The organism is Corynebacterium sp. SCR221107 (assembly GCF_027886475.1).
In the GTDB taxonomy this organism is placed as follows: Bacteria; Actinomycetota; Actinomycetes; order Mycobacteriales; family Mycobacteriaceae; genus Corynebacterium.
In genome coordinates, this window is record NZ_CP115670.1 from 2,794,794 (window position 1) to 2,812,227 (window position 17,434).

General features: G+C 63.6%; 15 protein-coding genes. 8 read left to right on the top strand and 7 right to left on the bottom strand.

Going from position 1 to position 17,434, the window contains the following annotated elements; all coding sequences use genetic code 11:
• Nucleotides 1-86: 86 nt before the first annotated feature.
• On the top strand, nt 87-2,237 hold the full coding sequence (locus PAB09_RS12205; protein WP_271033909.1) for an N-acetylmuramoyl-L-alanine amidase: 2,151 nt from the start codon (nt 87-89) through the stop codon (nt 2,235-2,237).
• Between the two features lie 217 nt (nt 2,238-2,454).
• Here the strand turns inward: PAB09_RS12205 and glpK are convergent, their stop codons facing one another.
• Both glpK and PAB09_RS12215 read right to left on the bottom strand, forming a co-directional pair.
• A complete protein-coding gene (glpK, locus tag PAB09_RS12210; protein ID WP_271033910.1) occupies nt 2,455-3,924 on the bottom strand; it encodes a glycerol kinase GlpK in 1,470 nt (489 codons plus the stop codon).
• 150 nt (nt 3,925-4,074) lie between these two features.
• Nucleotides 4,075-4,569, bottom strand: a complete 495-nt coding sequence (locus PAB09_RS12215) for a GNAT family N-acetyltransferase (RefSeq protein WP_271033911.1) — start codon at nt 4,567-4,569, stop codon at nt 4,075-4,077.
• Nucleotides 4,570-4,978: 409 nt separating this feature from the next.
• On the opposite strand from PAB09_RS12215, the gene PAB09_RS12220 reads away from it, so the two are divergent.
• On the top strand, nt 4,979-5,845 hold the full coding sequence (locus PAB09_RS12220) for a universal stress protein (RefSeq protein WP_271033912.1): 867 nt from the start codon (nt 4,979-4,981) through the stop codon (nt 5,843-5,845).
• 150 nt (nt 5,846-5,995) lie between these two features.
• The gene (locus PAB09_RS12225; protein ID WP_271035393.1) at nt 5,996-7,447 is read left to right on the top strand and encodes an APC family permease; all 1,452 of its coding nucleotides are present in this window, start codon (nt 5,996-5,998) and stop codon (nt 7,445-7,447) included.
• Nucleotides 7,448-7,616: 169 nt separating this feature from the next.
• Here PAB09_RS12225 and PAB09_RS12230 read toward each other — a convergent pair whose 3' ends face one another.
• From PAB09_RS12230 to serS, 3 genes are read right to left on the bottom strand one after another with little or no spacing between them, the layout of a single operon-like run.
• Nucleotides 7,617-8,468: an HAD family hydrolase gene (locus PAB09_RS12230; RefSeq protein WP_271033913.1), complete on the bottom strand. Its 852-nt coding sequence runs from the start codon at nt 8,466-8,468 to the stop codon at nt 7,617-7,619.
• Nucleotides 8,469-8,499: 31 nt separating this feature from the next.
• Nucleotides 8,500-9,450, bottom strand: a complete 951-nt coding sequence (locus tag PAB09_RS12235) for a lysophospholipid acyltransferase family protein (RefSeq protein WP_442873763.1) — start codon at nt 9,448-9,450, stop codon at nt 8,500-8,502.
• 54 nt (nt 9,451-9,504) lie between these two features.
• The gene (gene serS / locus PAB09_RS12240) at nt 9,505-10,764 is read right to left on the bottom strand and encodes a serine--tRNA ligase (protein WP_271033914.1); all 1,260 of its coding nucleotides are present in this window, start codon (nt 10,762-10,764) and stop codon (nt 9,505-9,507) included.
• Nucleotides 10,765-10,980: 216 nt separating this feature from the next.
• Between serS and PAB09_RS12245 the strand changes: the two genes are divergently transcribed.
• From PAB09_RS12245 to PAB09_RS12255, 3 genes are all read left to right on the top strand, one after another.
• A complete protein-coding gene (locus tag PAB09_RS12245) occupies nt 10,981-11,730 on the top strand; it encodes a GntR family transcriptional regulator (RefSeq protein WP_271033915.1) in 750 nt (249 codons plus the stop codon).
• A gap of 127 nt (nt 11,731-11,857) precedes the next feature.
• On the top strand, nt 11,858-12,898 hold the full coding sequence (locus tag PAB09_RS12250; protein WP_271033916.1) for a septum formation family protein: 1,041 nt from the start codon (nt 11,858-11,860) through the stop codon (nt 12,896-12,898).
• 101 nt (nt 12,899-12,999) lie between these two features.
• Nucleotides 13,000-13,347 carry a metallopeptidase family protein gene (locus tag PAB09_RS12255; protein ID WP_271033917.1) on the top strand — a complete coding sequence of 116 codons (348 nt, stop codon included), beginning with the start codon at nt 13,000-13,002 and terminating at the stop codon, nt 13,345-13,347.
• 90 nt (nt 13,348-13,437) lie between these two features.
• Here PAB09_RS12255 and PAB09_RS12260 read toward each other — a convergent pair whose 3' ends face one another.
• Together PAB09_RS12260 and pheA are read right to left on the bottom strand one after the other, a co-directional pair.
• A complete protein-coding gene (locus tag PAB09_RS12260; protein ID WP_271033918.1) occupies nt 13,438-14,085 on the bottom strand; it encodes a histidine phosphatase family protein in 648 nt (215 codons plus the stop codon).
• Nucleotides 14,085-15,011 carry a prephenate dehydratase gene (gene pheA, locus PAB09_RS12265; RefSeq protein ID WP_271035395.1) on the bottom strand — a complete coding sequence of 309 codons (927 nt, stop codon included), beginning with the start codon at nt 15,009-15,011 and terminating at the stop codon, nt 14,085-14,087. The genes PAB09_RS12260 and pheA overlap by 1 nt, the downstream gene beginning before the upstream one ends.
• A gap of 45 nt (nt 15,012-15,056) precedes the next feature.
• Between pheA and PAB09_RS12270 the strand changes: the two genes are divergently transcribed.
• Complete coding sequence (locus tag PAB09_RS12270; protein ID WP_271033919.1) at nt 15,057-16,388, top strand: amidase family protein; 1,332 nt, start codon at nt 15,057-15,059, stop codon at nt 16,386-16,388.
• 63 nt (nt 16,389-16,451) lie between these two features.
• Nucleotides 16,452-17,315 (top strand): CPBP family intramembrane glutamic endopeptidase, encoded by an 864-nt coding sequence (locus PAB09_RS12275; protein WP_271035396.1) that lies wholly within the window; start codon nt 16,452-16,454, stop codon nt 17,313-17,315.
• Nucleotides 17,316-17,434: the final 119 nt, after the last annotated feature.

A 17,434-nucleotide genomic window follows, 5' to 3' on the forward strand; every position in this document is an offset into this window, starting at 1 on the left:
CACGGATTAACGTGAGTTGACTCGCGCCGCTGCACCAACACTTATCAAGACGATGCAATCCACGCTGCATTAGGGAGACAATTATCGTGCTGCAAAGACGCCGCCTCGGCACCGCACAGGCGCGGCCGGTCACTTCGGTGGTTCTCGCAACCGCCCTGGTAGCCTCCGCCGCCGTCGGACTTGGTGCCAACCGCATCCTGCAAACCCAAGGCTCGGCCATCGACCCGGTCACGGCCACCACCAACACCGAAAGCTTCGCCGCGGGCGCCAACGTTGTTGTTGATGACCCCGCGATCGCTGCCCAGGGCGAGGGCGACGGCCCCCGCACGGTCAAGGAATTCACCCAAGAAGAGCAGTTCTCCCAGTTCGCACTGACGTGGACTGGCGAGAAGGACATCGCCGCCTACTTCCGCTCCCAGCGCGAGGACGGTTCCTGGTCCGAGTGGTTTAGCGCCCCGCCGCTGGACTACGCATCCGATTCCCCGAATGCCAAGAACGGCACCGACCTCATCTACATCGAGCCGACCCACAAGGTTCAGGTCTCGGTCTCCGGCGTTGACCTTTTCGCGGACACCGCCGCCACCGAGGCAGCACCTGCACAAGATGCTGCTGCTCCTGCACAAGAGGCTGCTCCTGCACAAGAGGCTGCTCCGGCAGAGTCCGCAACCCCTGCTGAGGCTGCTCCAGCCGAGTCCGCACCGGCGGCTGAGCAGGCACCGGCTGCCGACTATTCCGCAGGCACCACTTCGGGCAACGGCACCGCTCCACTGCCGACCAACTTCGGCGATATCAAGCCGGTTGCGGACGTGGAGGATACGGCCGGGGTAGCGTCGGCAAGCGATATCGAGGCAGTGTTTATGGACGGCGGCGAATCGCAGCTGCCCGCTGGCGGCATTGAGCTCACCGCCGATTCCGACGGCATGCCGCGGGTGATCTCCCGCCAGGGCTGGGGCGCCAACGAGTCCCTGCGCTGCTCCTCGCCGACGTATGACGACGGCGTCTCCGCCGTGGTCATTCACCACACTGCAGGCTCCAATAACTACACCGAATCCCAGGCCCCGGGCATTGTTCGTGGCATTTACCAGTACCACGCGCAGACTTTGGGCTGGTGCGACATCGGATACAACGCCTTCGCCGACAAGTACGGCAACCTCTACGAGGGCCGCTACGGCGGGCTAAACAAGGCCGTTCACGGCGCCCACGCCGGTGGCTTTAACACCAACACCTGGGCGATCTCCATGATCGGCAACTACGACACCGCCCAGACCACTCCCGCCATGATCCAGTCCGTCGGTGAGCTCGCCGGCTGGCGCGCCAAGGTCGCAGGCTTTGACCCCAAGGGCACTGATACCCACTACTCTGAGGGCTCGAACTTCACCTTCTACCCCTACGGCCAGGCCGTGACCCTGCCGAACATCTTCGCCCACCGCGACGTCGGTACGACCGCCTGCCCCGGCCAGTACGGCTATGCACAGATGGGTAATATCCGCGACATCGCCAAGCAGAAGTACAACTCCATCCTGTCCGGCTCGACTGGTTCCACCACGACGAAGACAACGACCGCGGCTGCGCCGACGACGGTGGGTAGCCCTGCTGCCACGCCGAACACGCAGGCACCGGTTGTCAGCAACGGCGACAACGGGACTGCGCCGAACAACAGCAACGGCACCACCACCGGGGGCGTCAACAACGCCGCAGGTCTCGACGCCGCCGCCCTGCTGACCAATCTCGCCAGCAGCTCCAACAGCACCGATGCCTCCGCTTTCGGTTCCTTGATCTCCGTCGCTTTGGCGATCGCCTCGATCCTGCCGGGCACTGTTTCCGTGCTTGGCGACGTCCAGATCGCCGATGGTCTCAAGCTTTCCCAGCTGATCCCGGTGGTCACGGCCGTCAGCAACTTCCTCAGCAACTCCGACAACCTGGCTGCTGCCACGACCCTTATCAACTACCTGGGCAACGCTCGCACCGGTGTCGCATCCTATGCCGCCGCCAACGGTGAGACGGTCTCCTACCAGCTGTTCGACAACGGCATCGTGCTGGATTCCTCTTCCACCGGCCAGCAGGCACTATGGGGTGCCATCGGCGATGCGTGGGCGGCTCAAGGCTTCGACCGCGGCCCGCTCGGCCTGCCGGTCAACCAGGAGTACGACGCAGGAGGACTCAAGCGCGTCGACTTCCAGGGTGGTTACATCACCTACAACCCAGCGACCGGCGCGGTCGATATTCAGACCAATTAGTCGCTGGGCTCTCCCACACAAAGAAAAGGAGGCCTACCCATTTGGGTGGGTCTCCTTTTGTGGGATCTGAAGCCGTCCTCGTCTTTGTTGAATAGCCCTCCTTGTCTTGTTGAAGGAGATGGCTCATGGGTCGGGGGCAAAGATTCTCTGCAGCTAGTCTTCTGTGCGGTAGGCAGCACTGAGGAACTTATGGGAGCATTCTTTCTTCAAGCCAGCCTTAGTAGCTTTTGGCCACGGCTTTCTCCCACTGGCTTTTCAGCTTGGCCACCTTGGCCGCATCCATGTGCGGGCTCCAGGTGCGATCGATTTTGGCATGCTCGGCGATCACATCGAGGGTCTGCCACACCCCGGCGCCGAGACCGGCAGCGTAAGCAACGCCGCTGGCCGTGGTTTCGATGTCGACGGGGCGCACCACGTCCACGCCCAGCACATCGGCCTGCAGCTGCATAAGCAGCCCGTTGGCAACCATGCCGCCATCCACCCGCAGGGTCTCCAACGGAACCTCGGAATCGGCGACCATCGCGTCGGCGACCTCCCTTACCTGCATGGCAGTGGCCTCTAAGGCGGCGCGGGCGATATGCGCCTTGTTGGCAAAGCGGGTCAGCCCGGTGATCACGCCGTGGGCGTCCGGCACCCAGCGCGGGGCGAACAGCCCGGAAAAGGCCGGTACGATGGCCACCCCGCCGTTGTCAGGCACAGAGGCCGCCAGGGATTCCACCTCCGGGGCAGAGTTGATGATGCCTAGGTTGTCGCGCAGCCACTGGATAAGCGCCCCGCCCACGGCAACGGAGCCCTCGAGGGCGTAGACGGGTCGTTCGTTTCTGATCTTGTAGCAGACAGTCGTCAGCATGCCGTTGGCACTGGTGACCTTCTCCGAACCGGTGTTAAGCAGCAGGAACAGACCGGTGCCGTAGGTGCACTTGGCAAGACCCGGTTCGAAACACCCCTGCCCGAACATCGCGGCCTGCTGATCCCCTAGGACAGCGGTGATCGGCACGCCTTCGAGCGGGCCATGGTGGGTGATGGTGCCGAAGTCATCCACGCTCGACCGTATCCGCGGCAGCATGGTCATGGGTACGCCGAGCAGGTTGCACAGCTGCGGATCCCAGGCCAGCGTGTCGAGATCCATGAGCAGGGTGCGCGAGGCGTTGGTGACATCGGTTTCGTGTCGCCCGGTGAGCTTGTATAACAGCCAGGAATCGATCGTGCCGAAGGCCAGCTCGCCGCGCAGTGCGCGTTCCCGCGCGCGGGGGACGTGGTTCAGGATCCATGCGATCTTCGGCCCGGAGGGGTAGGAATTGATGAGCAACCCGGTGCGTTCCAGCCAGGAGGTCTGCGCGAGTGCGAGGTCTTCGGCGATGCGTGCGGTGCGGGTATCTTGCCACACGATGGCGTTGTAGATGGGCTCGCCGGTTGCCTTGTCCCACACGACGGTGGTTTCGCGCTGGTTGGTGATGCCGACCGCGGCGATGTCGCAGGCATCGATGTCCGCGTTGGCGATCGCGGTGGCGATGACCAGCCGGGTGTTGTCCCAGATTTGTTTTGCATCGTGTTCGACCCATCCCTGCCGCGGGAAGATCTGGTCGTGTTCGCGCTGGCCAATACCTATGCCGACCCCGGATTCGTTGTAGATGATGCAACGGGTGGAGGTGGTTCCTTGGTCGATGGCAAGAACGAACTTGGGCATATTTCATTTAATCATTTCTTGCCTTGTTATTTGTGGCACGCGGTTGCCCTTTGTGCTTACCGACGCCCACCGCCGCAGCACCCCTGCGCCCCCTGCGCCCCTGCGCCGCAGCATCCTTGCGCTGCCCGTTACCCCCCGCAGAGCATGTGTTTAGAAGCGCTGCACGAGCACGTGGTAGCCATGCTCTGAATCGTAGGCGACCTCCTCGAAGCCCATGCGCAGGTAGAGCTTGTGGGCGCCGGGGTTATCGTCGTCCACACACAGGGAGATTCCCGGCGCGCCGGATTCGCGCACCTGGTCGATCGCGGCCGTGAGCAGGCGGGTGCCAAGACCTTGGCCTTGGTTGCGGTTTTCCACGGCGATGGCTAGCTCGGGGATTCCTTCCTCGACATGACCATAGCCGTGTTCTTCCTCGGTGCCATAGATGAGCCAGATGCCGCCGCAGGGGATGCCGAGGCTATCGACCGCGATGAATCCACCGCCTGTGGGACGCCAGTTTTCCACGTAGAGGTGGTAGTCATCAACGAAGTGGGCGCTGGGTGTCGCGGATTCATCGCCGAAGACGTCGGTGAGGAAATTTAGTCGCGCGATGTAGGTGCGGTCGGACTCGGTGGTTGGTCGAAGATCGACGGAAAGCTCGCTCATGGACACCAGCATAACAATCAATGGGGGCACTATTGCCACACAAACCTATAAATTGATAGAAATTTACCCCTGCTACACGCTCCCACCGCACCCCCGCCCCACCTGCGCAAATGTTTCTACTTAATCGCTTCTCCGCTACCCCCACAACATCTACCTGTTGACCTATAGATTTTTGGTTGCTTTAGTTGAGTCTAGTTGAGAGCCGGTCACGCCTTGCAGGCAACCATGCAAGTTCGGCGTGTTTTCATCCCCCTTGCACCCTTGCTTTTTAGCCCCGGCACTGCTCCCAACGCACACCCTATTAGCGCCGCCGCCCGGGCCTTACACCTAAAGTCCCGCGGGGTGGTCCCTCCACAGCGGTCACGCTGCGAAGCGACAAACATTCGAAAAAACGAGAGAAGGTGTGGCAATGTCATCACCCATCCTCGTTGGCTACCTCGCCAACGAACAAGGCAAGGCCGCGCTCACGCTCGGCTGCCAGCTTGCCCGAAGCATCGGCACCAGCGTCGAAATAGTCATGGTGACCGGGCATCCGGCCACCTCCGGGGGTGCCTACCCACACGCGGTGGGCCCGGATCCCATCGTCGAAAAGCAATTGAGCGAATGGCTAGCAGAGGCGTTGAGCTTCGTCCCCGGCGATGTTGCCGCCCAGGCCCGCATCGTGGCAGGGCGCAGCAGCGCGAAGGCGCTGGCCACCACCGCCCAGTACTTGGGCTGCCAGATGATCGTGGTCGGCAGTGCAGAAACGTCTATTTTCACCCGGCTGCTGGCAGGATCCGTCAGCCACGCCCTGTTGTCCGGTTCGCCGGTGCCGGTGGCCGTGGCCCCCTTGGGCTATAACGATCCCTCACTGGTATCCAGGGTCTCTTGCATGTACGACCCGCTGCACGGGGATTTTCAGCTGTTTCGCTACGCGCTCGAGCACGCCGAAGACTTCGACGTGGAGCTGCGCGTTATCACCCTCGGTGTCGGCGATGACCTCAAGGGTTCTACCGGGGTGGTGGACACAGCAGAAAGCCTGCGCTCGCTGGGCATCGATGTCGATGGTCTCGTGCAATCCGGGCGCATGGCCTTCGTGAAGGCAATCGGTAAGACGCTGCGCCACGCCATCACGGAGATTACCTGGCGCGACGGGGAGATTACGATCATCGGCTCTACCCGCGAGGCTTCCGACGGACGCGTCTCCGCAGGCCCTTTCGCCACCAAGCTCATCTCCGCCATCCCCACCCCCGCCATCATGTGCCCCGCGGGCCAGTTCGCCCTGCATGGAAAGTGAGTTCGTGCCATGACCATCCTGGATAAACCCAATCCCACCGGCGCCCCGGTCATCCTCGGCCCGCTCGACGCCGATTCCGTCTCCTCCGGTTCCTCGGGCTCCTCGGGTAAAGGCCTCGCGCTGGGCAAGGTGGGCCTTTTCGGCGCGGTGATGATCGGCATTAGCTGCATCGCCCCCTCCTACACGCTCACCAGCGGACTGGGGCCGACGATCTCGGCGGTTGGCCAGTACGCACCCGCCATCTTCATCCTCGGCTTCATCCCCATGCTGCTGGTGGCCTTCGCCTACCGCGAGCTCAACAACCGAATGCCGGACTCGGGCACCACCTTTACGTGGGTGACCAAGGCCTTTGGCCCCTGGGCTGGGTGGATGGCCGGGTGGGGTCTCATTGCGGCGACCATCTGCGTGCTTTCCAACCTCGCCGCCGTTGCGGTCGACTTCTTTTTCATTTTGCTTGCCGACGTTTTCCGCCGCCCTGAGCTTGCCGATCTGACCACCAACCTATGGATCAACATCCCGATGACGATCCTCTTTTTGGTACTCGCCTCCGGCATCGCCTACCGGGGCATGGACGCCACCCAAAACCTGCAGACGATTCTCGTCATCATCCAGTTGGTAGCGCTTGGCATGTTCGCTGGTTTCGCGCTCTACCAGGCCTATCACAACGGCGGATTCGACTTCACCCCGATTAGCCTGTCGTGGTTCAATCCGCTGGATGCCGGCGGCCTGAGCGTCATCGCCGCCGGAATCTCGCTGTCGATCTTCATGTTCTGGGGCTGGGACGTCACCTTGACTATGAACGAGGAGACCAAGAATCCCGCGAAGACCCCCGCGCGCGCCGCCACGATCACCGTGCTGATCACGATCGTGCTCTACATCGTCTCCGCGCTCGCCGTGGTGTCCTGGGCCGGCACGGGCACCCAGGGCCTGGGTGCAGGTAACCCCGACAATCAGGAGTCCATCTTCGCCGCGCTGGCCAGCCCGGTGCTGGGTCCGTGGTCGATCGTCATGTCGATCTCGATCCTCGCCAGCTCCTTCGCCTCCTTGCAGTCGACGATGGTCTCCCCGGCACGCACCCTGCTTGCCATGGGCTATTACAAGGCACTTCCGCCAAGCTTCGCCAAGGTCAGCGCTCGTTTCCACAGCCCGAGCACCGCAACGGCGGCCAGCGTGGTGGCAACCAGCGTCTTCTACACCGCCACCCGCTTAATCAGTGAGAATGCCCTCTGGGACACCATCGCGGCGCTGGGGCTCATGGTCTGCTTCTACTACGGCATGACCGCGATCGCCTGCGTGTGGTACTTCCGCCACGAGGCTTTGGCGTCCACCCGCGATCTCATCTACAAGTTCATCTGCCCGCTTCTCGGTGGGCTGATGCTGCTGGGTATGTTCCTGCTCACCGCCTATGACAGCATGGACCCGGAATATGGCTCTGGATCTTCTACCTTCGGCATCGGCAACGTCTTCATCCTCGGCATGGGAGTGCTCGGCCTCGGCGCCGCGCTGATGGTCTGGACCTCCAAGCGCTACCCAGCCTTCTTCCGGGGCCAGGTGATCGTCGCCTCCGACTCCCTGGCGGACTCGGCACGCATCGAGGGTTAGGGTAATAGCCCCACGACACGGACTTTACCCACAATGCACAGCGGAGCCCACGAAAGGGCCTGACAAAGAAAATCACCTCGTGCTGGTCAGTACCAGGCAGCACGCACTGGCGCTGAGTCAATATACCTGCGCCCCAACCGATAGTGACTCGGTTGGGGCGCAGGTCTTCTCACGTGTTCGCTTGGAATTGCTCGATGATCTTGGCAACCCCAAAGTCATCATTGCTGCTGGTGACAATGTTGGCCACGTCTTTGACTTCCTGTTTGGCGTTGTCCATCGCGCAGCCTAGTCCGCACCAGGAGAGCATCTCGATGTCATTGGGCATATCGCCAAAGGCGGCGATGTCGGTGGCCTCGATGCCAAGCAGTTCAGCCAAGTCGGCGACGCCGGTTTGCTTGGTCACCCCTGGGGCGGATACCTCCAGCAGGCCGTAACCGATGGAAAAGGTTACGTGCCCTAGCTCCTCGGGCACGGCTGGGCGCACGCGGTCGTACATTTCCTGCGCGCTGAGTGAATCGTTGCGCAGGAGCAATTTGATCGCCGGCTGCGAGAGCACCTCTTCCTCGGTGCCGATGCCGTGCTCCTCGCTGACCCACGCATGCTCATATTCCGGGGTGACGAGGAAGAGTTCGGCTTCCCGATCGAAGGCCGAGATGCCTGCGCGCTCGACGGCAACGCCGACACCGCCGACGTCGGCAAGCGCCTCGCGCGCAGCGCAAACAATCGCCCGCGACTGCCGAGGGGCGAGCGCGTGGGTGCGCAGGATGCGATCGGCGGCGGAGTCATACAACACCGCGCCGTTGGCGCACACGCAGACAGGCCGCGTGGGCAGCTGCTCAAGCACAGGAAACAGCCACCTCGGCGGGCGGCCTGTCGCTAAAGCAAAGTATCCGCCGTCGTGAGTAAAGTGGACGAGCGCATCGCGCAGGCGCGGGCTGATGCGCTCGCGGGAATCAATGAGGGTGCCGTCGACGTCGCTGACGATGAGCTTGGGGCTACCCGAAGCGAAAAACTGACCCACGTGTCCTCCTTGATTCACACAAATGGATGCGCTAACGCCGGCGCAGCGTCCCGATCATTCCCGCGACCTTTGCCGGAAGCTTTCTTGCCTGCGCGACCAGCTTGGCCGGCACGGACTTCTTCGGACGGACGGCCTTTTCGGCCTTGCGCAGCGCGCGCAGTCGCTTCTCTTCCGCATCGATTTCCGCGGCGCGCTCCATGGTGGGTGCGGAGCCCCCCATCGACGCTGGGCGCCAGAACTCGCCACCCGGGAACGGTCCGTAGGTACTTTCGTAGTCGGCGCGGACTTCGTCGAGAAGCTCCTGCATGGCCCTGCGCAAACGCGCGGTCGCCTCATCGGGGTCGCCGCTTGGGTCGATCGGGGCACCGACTTTGATCCATACCGGTAGGAAGCGACGGCCGAGCTTGCGCGGATGATCCTTCGTCCACAGCCGCTGCGAGCCCCACATGGCAACCGGAATCAGCGGAACATCCGCGCGCGAGGCGATGCGCACCGCGCCGGTCTTGATGTCCTTGATTTCGAAGGAACGCGAAATCGTCGCCTCCGGGAAGATTCCCACGAGGTGGCCTTCCTGCAGGCGCACCACCGCCTCGTCAAGCGACGCAGCGCCTGCGGAGCGATCCACCGGAATGTGGTGCATGCCGCGCATGAGCGCGCCGACGACCGGGCCCTCGAAGATTTCCTTCTTCGCCATGAAACGCACGAGTCGATGCCCCTTGAGCGCGGCAAACGTTCCGCCGAAGATGAAATCGAGATAACCCGTGTGGTTGTAGGCCAACAGCGCGCCGCCTTTCGCCGGCAGGTTCTCCGAACCTTCCAGCGTGAGTTGCACGCCCTGGAAGCGCATCGCCAGCTTGATTGCGGGCACGACGATGCGCCCGTAGAGCAGCTCGCGCGCCTCAGTGGGATGCAGCGCGTAGTGTGGGGTCCCCTTGGGGATCCGGAAGATACTGCGCTTTTCCCATCTGTCGCTGTTTGTCACCACGTTCTCCGTTTCTTCGTCTTCCGGCCTGTGCTTGCCGACGCCCACCGGCCCCTACTTGATGGGCTCGAGAACTTGCTTACCCACGAACGGGCGCAGGGCCTCTGGAACCACAACCGAACCATCGGCCTGCTGGTTGTTCTCAAGGATAGCCACCAGCCAGCGGGTGGTGGCCAGGGTGCCGTTGAGGGTAGCCGCGGTCTGTGCCTTGCCGTTTTCATCACGATAGCGGGTCGAGAGACGACGCGCCTGGAAGGTCGTGCAGTTCGAGGTGGAGGTCAGCTCGCGGTAGGTATTCTGCGAAGGCACCCACGCCTCGGTGTCGAACTTGCGGGCTGCCGAAGAACCCAAGTCCCCGCCGGCGACGTCGATAATGCGATAGGGCACCTCAACGGCAGAAAGCATGTCGCGCTCCATCGCCAACAGCTCCTGGTGCTGGGCTACCGCCTCCTCAGGCTTGCAGTAGACAAACATCTCCACCTTGTCGAACTGGTGGACGCGCAAGATACCCTTGGTGTCCTTGCCATAGGAACCCGCCTCGCGGCGGAAGCAGGAAGACCAGCCGGCATAGCGGATCGGTCCCTTAGACAGGTCGATGATCTCATCTTGGTGGTAACCGGCCAGGGCGACCTCGGAGGTACCGACTAAGTACAGGTCATCGCGCTCAAGGTAGTAAATCTCCTCGGCGTGCGCCCCGAGGAAGCCGGTACCCTGCATGACCTCCGGGCGCACCAGCACCGGCGGGATCATCAGCTGGAAGCCGTGCGCACGCGCCTTCTGCGCAGCCAAGGTCAACATACCCAGCTGCAAGAATGCGCCGTCGCCGGTCAGATAATAGAAGCGGGCGCCGCCGACCTTCGTGCCACGCTTGGTATCGATAAGACCCAGCGCCTCGCCCAAGTCCAGGTGGTCCTTCGGCTCGAAGTCGAACTTCTTCGGCTCGCCGACGTGCTCGAGGACAACGTAGTCATCCTCGCCTCCTACGGGCGCGCCTTCCACAATGTTGGAGATCTTCATCTGCAGCTCAAAGACCGCAGCCTCGGCGGCCTTCTGAGCTTCCTCGGCCTCCTTGACCTTTGCTTTCAGCTCATCGGAGCCGGCAAGAAGGGCCGGGCGATCCTCCGGGGAGGCCTGGCCGATCTTCTTGCCAAAAGCTTTTTGCTCGGAGCGAAGCTCATCAGCAACCTGGATAGCCTCACGACGAGACTCGTCGGCAGAGATCAGCTGGTCAACCAACTGTGGGTCTTCGCCACGAGTGCGCTGGGACTCGCGGACAACATCAGGGTTTTCGCGCAGGAACTTCAGATCAATCACAAAACTAGAGCCTACCTTGTTTATGTGCCACTATTGGCTCAACACGTGCTCGCGGCCGCGAATGGACTGGACTCAAGGCCCCTGCGCAGCTCACGGTAGGCCCACGGTGGTATCGAGAGCAGCGCATGCTGCAGGGTTTGGGTGTGACCACTGACAATTAGTGTGTTATCCCCAAAGCGCTAGCTGGTCATAACCAGTTCGACTAGGATTATCATCATGGTCGATACTCCGCTGGAGTTGCCCGCCAGGGCCCTGACTGACGGATCGAGCACTCCCAAGCACGCTCAACTCAGGGAAATATTGGAAGAGCTCTGCCGCGATCACCTACGCCCAGGTGACATGCTCCCCGGCGAGCGCATCCTGGAGGAAACCTACGGGGTAAGCCGCATCACCGTCCGCCGCGCCATCGGCGACCTCGTCGCCAGCGGATTGCTGCGTCGCGCGCGCGGCAAAGGCACCTTCGTCGCCCATGCACCCATGGTCGCCCGTCAGCACCTGGCATCCTTCAGCCAAGAAATGGCCCTCCAAAACCTCGAAGCCACCTCCAAGATCTTGGCCTCCGCGTGGACCACCGCGCCGAACGAAATCTCCGTCTTCTTCGACTCAGCACCTGATGCCCCGCACACCCACCTGCGCCGCCTGCGCCTAGGCGATGGCGAGCCACTGGCCATCGACGACGCCTGGTACAACTCCCGCTTCGCGCCTGACCTGCTCGAAAACGATATCTACAAATCCGTCTACTCCATCCTCGAGGCGCACTACGCAGTACCTATCACCGACGCCGAGCAGATCATCACGGCGGTCGCCGCCGACGAGGACGTCGCCCGGCTGCTTGACATCGATCCCGGCACCCCCTTGCTCAAGGTCATCCGGAAGGCCCGATCCGAGGCCCGCCCCATCGAGTGGTGCACCAGCCTGTACCGCACCGACCGCTACTCGCTGTCGACGGTGGTCACCAAGGAGTGACCGCCTCATGACAGTGACATGGTGACGGCATGCCGGGTGCGAATGAAGGAAGAAGGTGTGCCAGCAATCAGCTTCGCCAAGGTTCGCTTAGGCTTTCGCCCTCGACAATGGCAAGATTGAAGGCATTATGAGCACGAAGCGCAATTCCTCGGTGACCGCCCGCGTCGTCCTGTCCGCGGCTCTGACCGCCGCAGCCGGTCTGGGTGGCTACGCCTACACCAGCATGCAGGAAAACGGTGGCGACACCCCCACCGACACCTCCGCCAGCGCCGGAACAACCTCCACGGTCGCGGTGGCCTCCTTCACCACCGCCGACGCCGGATCCTGCCTGACCTGGGATAACTCCACCGGCACCGTCAGTGGCTTCGAGCAGACCGACTGCGAGGCCGAACACCGCTTCGAGGTCTCGAGCCGGGAAGACCTGTCTACCTATCCGAACTCCGAGTTCGGGGCGAATGCCTCCATGCCGGATCTGACCCGACAGGCCCAGCTGCGTGAGGAGCTCTGCCTCGCGCCCACCCTGGCCTACCTGGGTGGCACCTTCGACCAGCTAGGCAAGTACTCGGTCGCGTCCATCCTGCCGCCACAAGCAGCCTGGGATCAAGGCGATCGCACCCTGTTGTGTGGCGTCCAGGCAACCGATGAGGCCGGCCACGTGATCGCAACCGTTGGCAAGGCGGCAACCCAGGATCAGTCCCGGGTGTATCAAGCAGGAACCTGCGTGAGCATCGACGCCGCCAGCGCCACCTACCAGGTCGATTGCGGTGTCGACCACCAGCTGGAGACCACCCTCATCGTCGATCTGTTGCCGGTGTTCCCGCAGGGAACCCCGACGGTCGAAGATCAAGACAACTACCTGCGCGAGGTCTGCACCCAGGCAGCCCGCGATTACCTCGGCGGCGATGACCCGCTCTACTACTCCACCCTGCAGCCCTTCTGGGGCACCATCCAGGCCAACTCCTGGACCGGGGGCTCGCACTCGGTGAACTGCTCGCTCGTGTTCGCCAATGCCGACAACTCCTTCGGAATGCTCAACGGCTCAGCGAAGGGTGCCTTCACGATTAACGGCAATCCGCCGGAGTCCCGCGCCGAGCGCGCCCCGATCGTCAATCCGGAGGCGCTCACAGCCGCCACCCCAGCCGCCGAGCCGGCTGCAGTTACCCCATAACGACTCGCCGGCGCACAAACCCACAGGGCTGTGGGCGGGCAAGCTGGACGAACTGCGGCGCTGTGGGCGTCGGAAAGCAAAAATTGGTTAGGCTATAACCCATGATGGAGATTTCCGACGAAGACTTTGAAGAACTCGTCGACCAGGCGCTGGCGCAGATCCCCGAGGAAGTCTTAGAGCGCGTCACCAACGTCGCGATCCTCATCGAGGACTACCACCCATCCTCCCCCTACATCCTCGGCCTCTACCACGGAGTCGCCCTCCCCGAGCGCACCTTTGACCACACCGGCTACCTGCCGGATACGATCACGATCTACCGCGAGGCGCTCAAGCACTACTGCACCAGCGAAGAGGAGCTAGTCGAGCAGGTGCGGATCACCGTCATGCACGAGATCGGACACTACTTCGGCCTCGACGACGATGACCTGCACCGGCTGGGGTATGCGTAGATCGGGGTGAGCGTTACCTAGCACCGTGCTTCACGACGCCTACGGCATCTCATCCCACCGGCGCAAAAGTGCACCGATTCCCACAGCCGCCTATAACTCCACCCCAGCCCAGCTCTCACAGCGCCACTGCCCAAACTCGCCCTCCGGGTGCAAGACCACCATCGCGCAGTTGGCGAAGTAGGTCTCATAAGCGACGTCCGTGGGCACGGTGGAGCTATAGCGCCCGGCGATCCTGATTGCGGCGCCGTGGCCAACGATGAGGTAATCCCGATCGTCGGCGTCGATCCTGTGTGCCAGCTTCTCCATCACCGGCCGATAGCGATCGAGCACCTGCTGCGGGTTTTCCCCACCGGGCACGGCAACCCCCAGCCCGTTGTGCATCCACCCGTACAAAGCCTGGTTGTAGGCGCCGTGAGCGTCGGGGCTGTCGTGTCCTTCGAAATCGCCGAGGAAAATCTCCTGCAGGCCCGGGGTGACCTCCAGCGGAATGCTGCCCCGGTTCAGGCCGAGAGCCTGCTCATAGTAGGCCGTAACCCGCAGCGCGGTCTGCTGCGCGCGGATCGCCACCGAGCAGTACACCCCACCCAGGTTGTCCGTGACCTCCGCCAGACGCGGTCCCGCCAGGCGTGCCTGTTGCTTGCCGACGACCGTGAGCTCCGCCCCCGGCGGGCGCGAATCGAGGATCCGGTTCGCGTTGGAATAGGTGCGCCCATGGCGCATGAGGATGAGCCGGCCCATCAGCGGGTCCCTCCCCTCATGGCCGCGACCCAGGCGGTGGCCTCCTCGATGCGGGCGGTGTCGCGGGCCAAGCGCTCCTCGTCCTCGCCCACCCCGGCCGGCCAGGAGCCGAGGTAGATGATCTGCTCGCAGCGCAGGTACAGCGCGCGCAGCGCCTCGGCGACGGGAGCCTCGTCGATGTGCCCATTGAGATCGACGTGGAAACGGTAGGTCCCCAGTCCCCCCTCGATGGGGCGCGACTCGATGCGCGAGAGGTCGACCCCGCGCAGCGCGAACTCGGTGAGCGCGGCCACCAGCGAACCCGGGGAATTACGCACGGTAAACATCACGGCCGTGCGGTCGGCCCCGCTGCGTGCGGTGGGCTTGCCCGGCGCGCCGACGACCACGAATCGGGTGCGCGCCCCCGCAACGTCGGCCACGTTCTCGGCCACGACCGCTAGATCGAACAGCTCCGCCGCGCGCTTGGGCGCCACCGCCACATCCACCTTGCCCTCGGCCACCATCTGCGCAGCGGCGGCGTTAGAGGAGGCCGCGATGAATTCATGGTTCGGCAGGTGCGCACCCAGCCAGCCCTTGACCTGCTGGTACCCGACCGGGTGGGTGGCCACCGTCAGGCCGTCGTCAAGCGAAAAACCGCTTCGGACCATCACCGCAAAGGAAATGGCAAGGTCGAGCTCGTGATAGATCTGGACACCATCGCCGGCCGCCAGCGCGTCGAAGGCGGGAGTAACCGGGCCATCGACGGAGTTCTCGATCGCGATGCATGCGAACTCGGCGTGACCGTCGCGCACGGCATCGATCGCCTCCCGCGGTGAGGAGCACGCAAGCGGCGCGATCGATTCCGTCCCAAAGTAGCCGCGGGCAGCGCACTCCCGCACGGCGGCCTCGGTAAAGGTGCCCTCCGGGCCCAGATAAGCAACAGTCACACTCATGACTTACTAGCTTAAACGCACCTTGTACCCTTGGAAAGCATGTCCCCGTCATCACAGCTGCCGCCAGTAGCCCCCGCATTCATCGCGTCGGCGAACGCGCGCACGGCCACCTTTGCGCAGTTGCATCAGCTTATCGACGAACACGCCGCAGCCGTGGGCGCACTCGCCCCAGCCGAGCACGGCTACGCCACCTTCGCCCCGGACTTCGCCCACGAGCAACTCGAGCGCGAGGAGTATAAGGAAGCCCACCAACCGGGCTACGCCAGCCCCACCCGACGTGGGGATCTCGCCGGATGGATCATCCCCGCCAAGGACCTCAGCGACGTGGCGGGGCTTGCCACCTCCAACGGGTCGATCCACCGCCGCTACCGCGCTGCCACCACCGACGAGTTCATCGCCAACTACACCTCCCGCGGCGCGTTGATCACCGGCAAGACACTCGCCCCCGAGCTGGGGCTTTCCGCCTACACCGAGCCGGTGGGCATGGAGTGGCCGATCAATCCGCGCTTTACCGGACGCCGCACCCCGGGCGGCTCCTCCGGCGGCGCGGCGGTCATGGTCGCCCGCGGACTGGTGCGCGCCGCCCATGCCTCCGACGGCGGCGGTTCCATCCGGGTGCCTGCCGCCGCCTGCGGCCTCTACGGATTCAAGCCGGCCCACAACACCTCGCACGCCAACCCCGTCGCGCAGGGCTTCGTTGCGGGCACGCTTGCCGACGCCTACCATCTCGCCGCCGCCATCCCCGGCATCGGCGGGGTGGGCGCGCTGCCGCTTCACGGTCGACCGCTGCGCATCGCGGTTGTTACTGCACCCGTCCACGCCGAGGTGGAGGTCGCCGAGCACATGCTCGTCGCGGTCGACGCCGCAGCCTTAGCACTCAGTCGCGCGGGGCACGAGGTCTTCGATGCGCACGCGCCCTATGGGTCGAGCCCCTTTGCGGCCTTTAGCGACATCCTCGCCCTGCGTTCCGCGCCCATCCGCGGCGAGGCCTCGCCGCTTGTCGACTGGCTGCGCGAGCGCGGAAGGTCCATCTCCGATATCCGCAAGTCGGAGGCAGTCGAGACGTTCATGTCCGTGGCCCACCGGCTCATCCGCGGCTTCGAGGGCGCGGACTTGGTGCTATCCCCCACTCTCGCGTTCGACCCACCCGAGATCGGCTACTTTTCCTCCATGAGCCCCGAGGAGGACTTCCACGCACAGACCACCTGGACGCCCTGGGCCACGATGTTCAACATGTCCGGTGGCGCCGCGATGAGCATCCCAGTCGATGTCGTCGATCACGATCGAGTGGGGGTTCACCTCGGCGCAGGCGCCGGCTCCGCCGCCGACATCTTCCGCGCCGCAATCACGATCGACCAGCTCAACCACTAGACACCGCGAGAAGAGGCGATCCCCATGAGCAGCGATGCCCGCCCCGTCGACGACACCGCCAGCATGACCTCCGATCACTTCCCGCGGCCTGCGCGCAGGCTGTTGTTGATAGAGATCGCACTCCTGCTGACGGTCACCTTCGGCATGTCCGGATTACGATCGACGCTTCGCCTCATCTCCGCACTGCTGGATCCCACCCCGCTCAACGAGCAAGTCACGAGCCTTAACGCCAGCCAGTCGGCGATCCCCTGGCTCGACCTTGGCTTGCAGTTGGCAAGCGCGGCAGCGCTCACAAGCTGGGGCGGGCTCGCGCTTTTTGTGCTCTACGTCCACCAGCGACCGGCGTCGATCCCCATTGCGCGCCGTGGGCGATTAGGATCGCGCGCCGTGGCGTCGGCAAGCAAACCGCAAACGGGGGTGGTACCTTTTAGGATCCCCGCCCCTGCTGAGCTTGGTGGGCGCGGAGGCGCGCGCACCTGGGTGCAAGGGGCGGCGCTGGCGGCACTCATCGGCATCCCGGGACTTGCGCTGTATGTCGCGGCGATCCACCTCGGCTGGTCCAAGCAGGTGATCCCCGCCCCGCTCGAGCACCTGTGGTTTAGCGTGCCCGTGCTTGTGATCTGGTCCTTTGCCAATGCCTTCGCCGAGGAGATCGTGGTGGTCTTCTGGCTGGCCACCCGTATGCGGCAGCTAGGGTCCTCGTCGATCGTAATTGTGATCGCAAGCTCCCTGCTGCGCGGCAGCTACCACCTCTACCAAGGGGTCTCCGCCGGCTTCGGCAACATCGCCATGGGGGTCGTGTTTAGCTACTTCTTCCTGCGCACCGGGAAGGTGTGGCCACTGGTGGTGGCCCACTTCCTCATCGATGCGGTCGCCTTCGTGGGTTATCAGGCCCTAGGCGGGAACCTGGGTTGGCTGGGGCTATAGCAGTCGCACCGGAAAAATATGGCGAGCCGTCGATCGTGATTGCTTTCCGACGTTTCCTCACCGCCGACGGCACGCGTTTCAGTGATAGTCACTGTAACCGGGCGTATGCGGTAGCGTGT

What these genes read in the sequence shown, in the direction of transcription:
- PAB09_RS12215 (WP_271033911.1), bottom strand. Translation starts at nt 4,569, where the DNA reads ATGAGCGAGCTTTCCGTCGATCTTCGACCAACCACCGAGTCCGACCGC.
- PAB09_RS12250 (WP_271033916.1), top strand. Translation starts at nt 11,858, where the DNA reads ATGAGCACGAAGCGCAATTCCTCGGTGACCGCCCGCGTCGTCCTGTCC.
- PAB09_RS12270 (WP_271033919.1), top strand. Translation starts at nt 15,057, where the DNA reads ATGTCCCCGTCATCACAGCTGCCGCCAGTAGCCCCCGCATTCATCGCG.
- PAB09_RS12220 (WP_271033912.1), top strand. Translation starts at nt 4,979, where the DNA reads ATGTCATCACCCATCCTCGTTGGCTACCTCGCCAACGAACAAGGCAAG.
- PAB09_RS12260 (WP_271033918.1), bottom strand. Translation starts at nt 14,085, where the DNA reads ATGGGCCGGCTCATCCTCATGCGCCATGGGCGCACCTATTCCAACGCG.
- PAB09_RS12255 (WP_271033917.1), top strand. Translation starts at nt 13,000, where the DNA reads ATGATGGAGATTTCCGACGAAGACTTTGAAGAACTCGTCGACCAGGCG.
- PAB09_RS12245 (WP_271033915.1), top strand. Translation starts at nt 10,981, where the DNA reads ATGGTCGATACTCCGCTGGAGTTGCCCGCCAGGGCCCTGACTGACGGA.
- glpK (WP_271033910.1), bottom strand. Translation starts at nt 3,924, where the DNA reads ATGCCCAAGTTCGTTCTTGCCATCGACCAAGGAACCACCTCCACCCGT.
- PAB09_RS12225 (WP_271035393.1), top strand. Translation starts at nt 5,996, where the DNA reads ATGATCGGCATTAGCTGCATCGCCCCCTCCTACACGCTCACCAGCGGA.
- PAB09_RS12275 (WP_271035396.1), top strand. Translation starts at nt 16,452, where the DNA reads ATGACCTCCGATCACTTCCCGCGGCCTGCGCGCAGGCTGTTGTTGATA.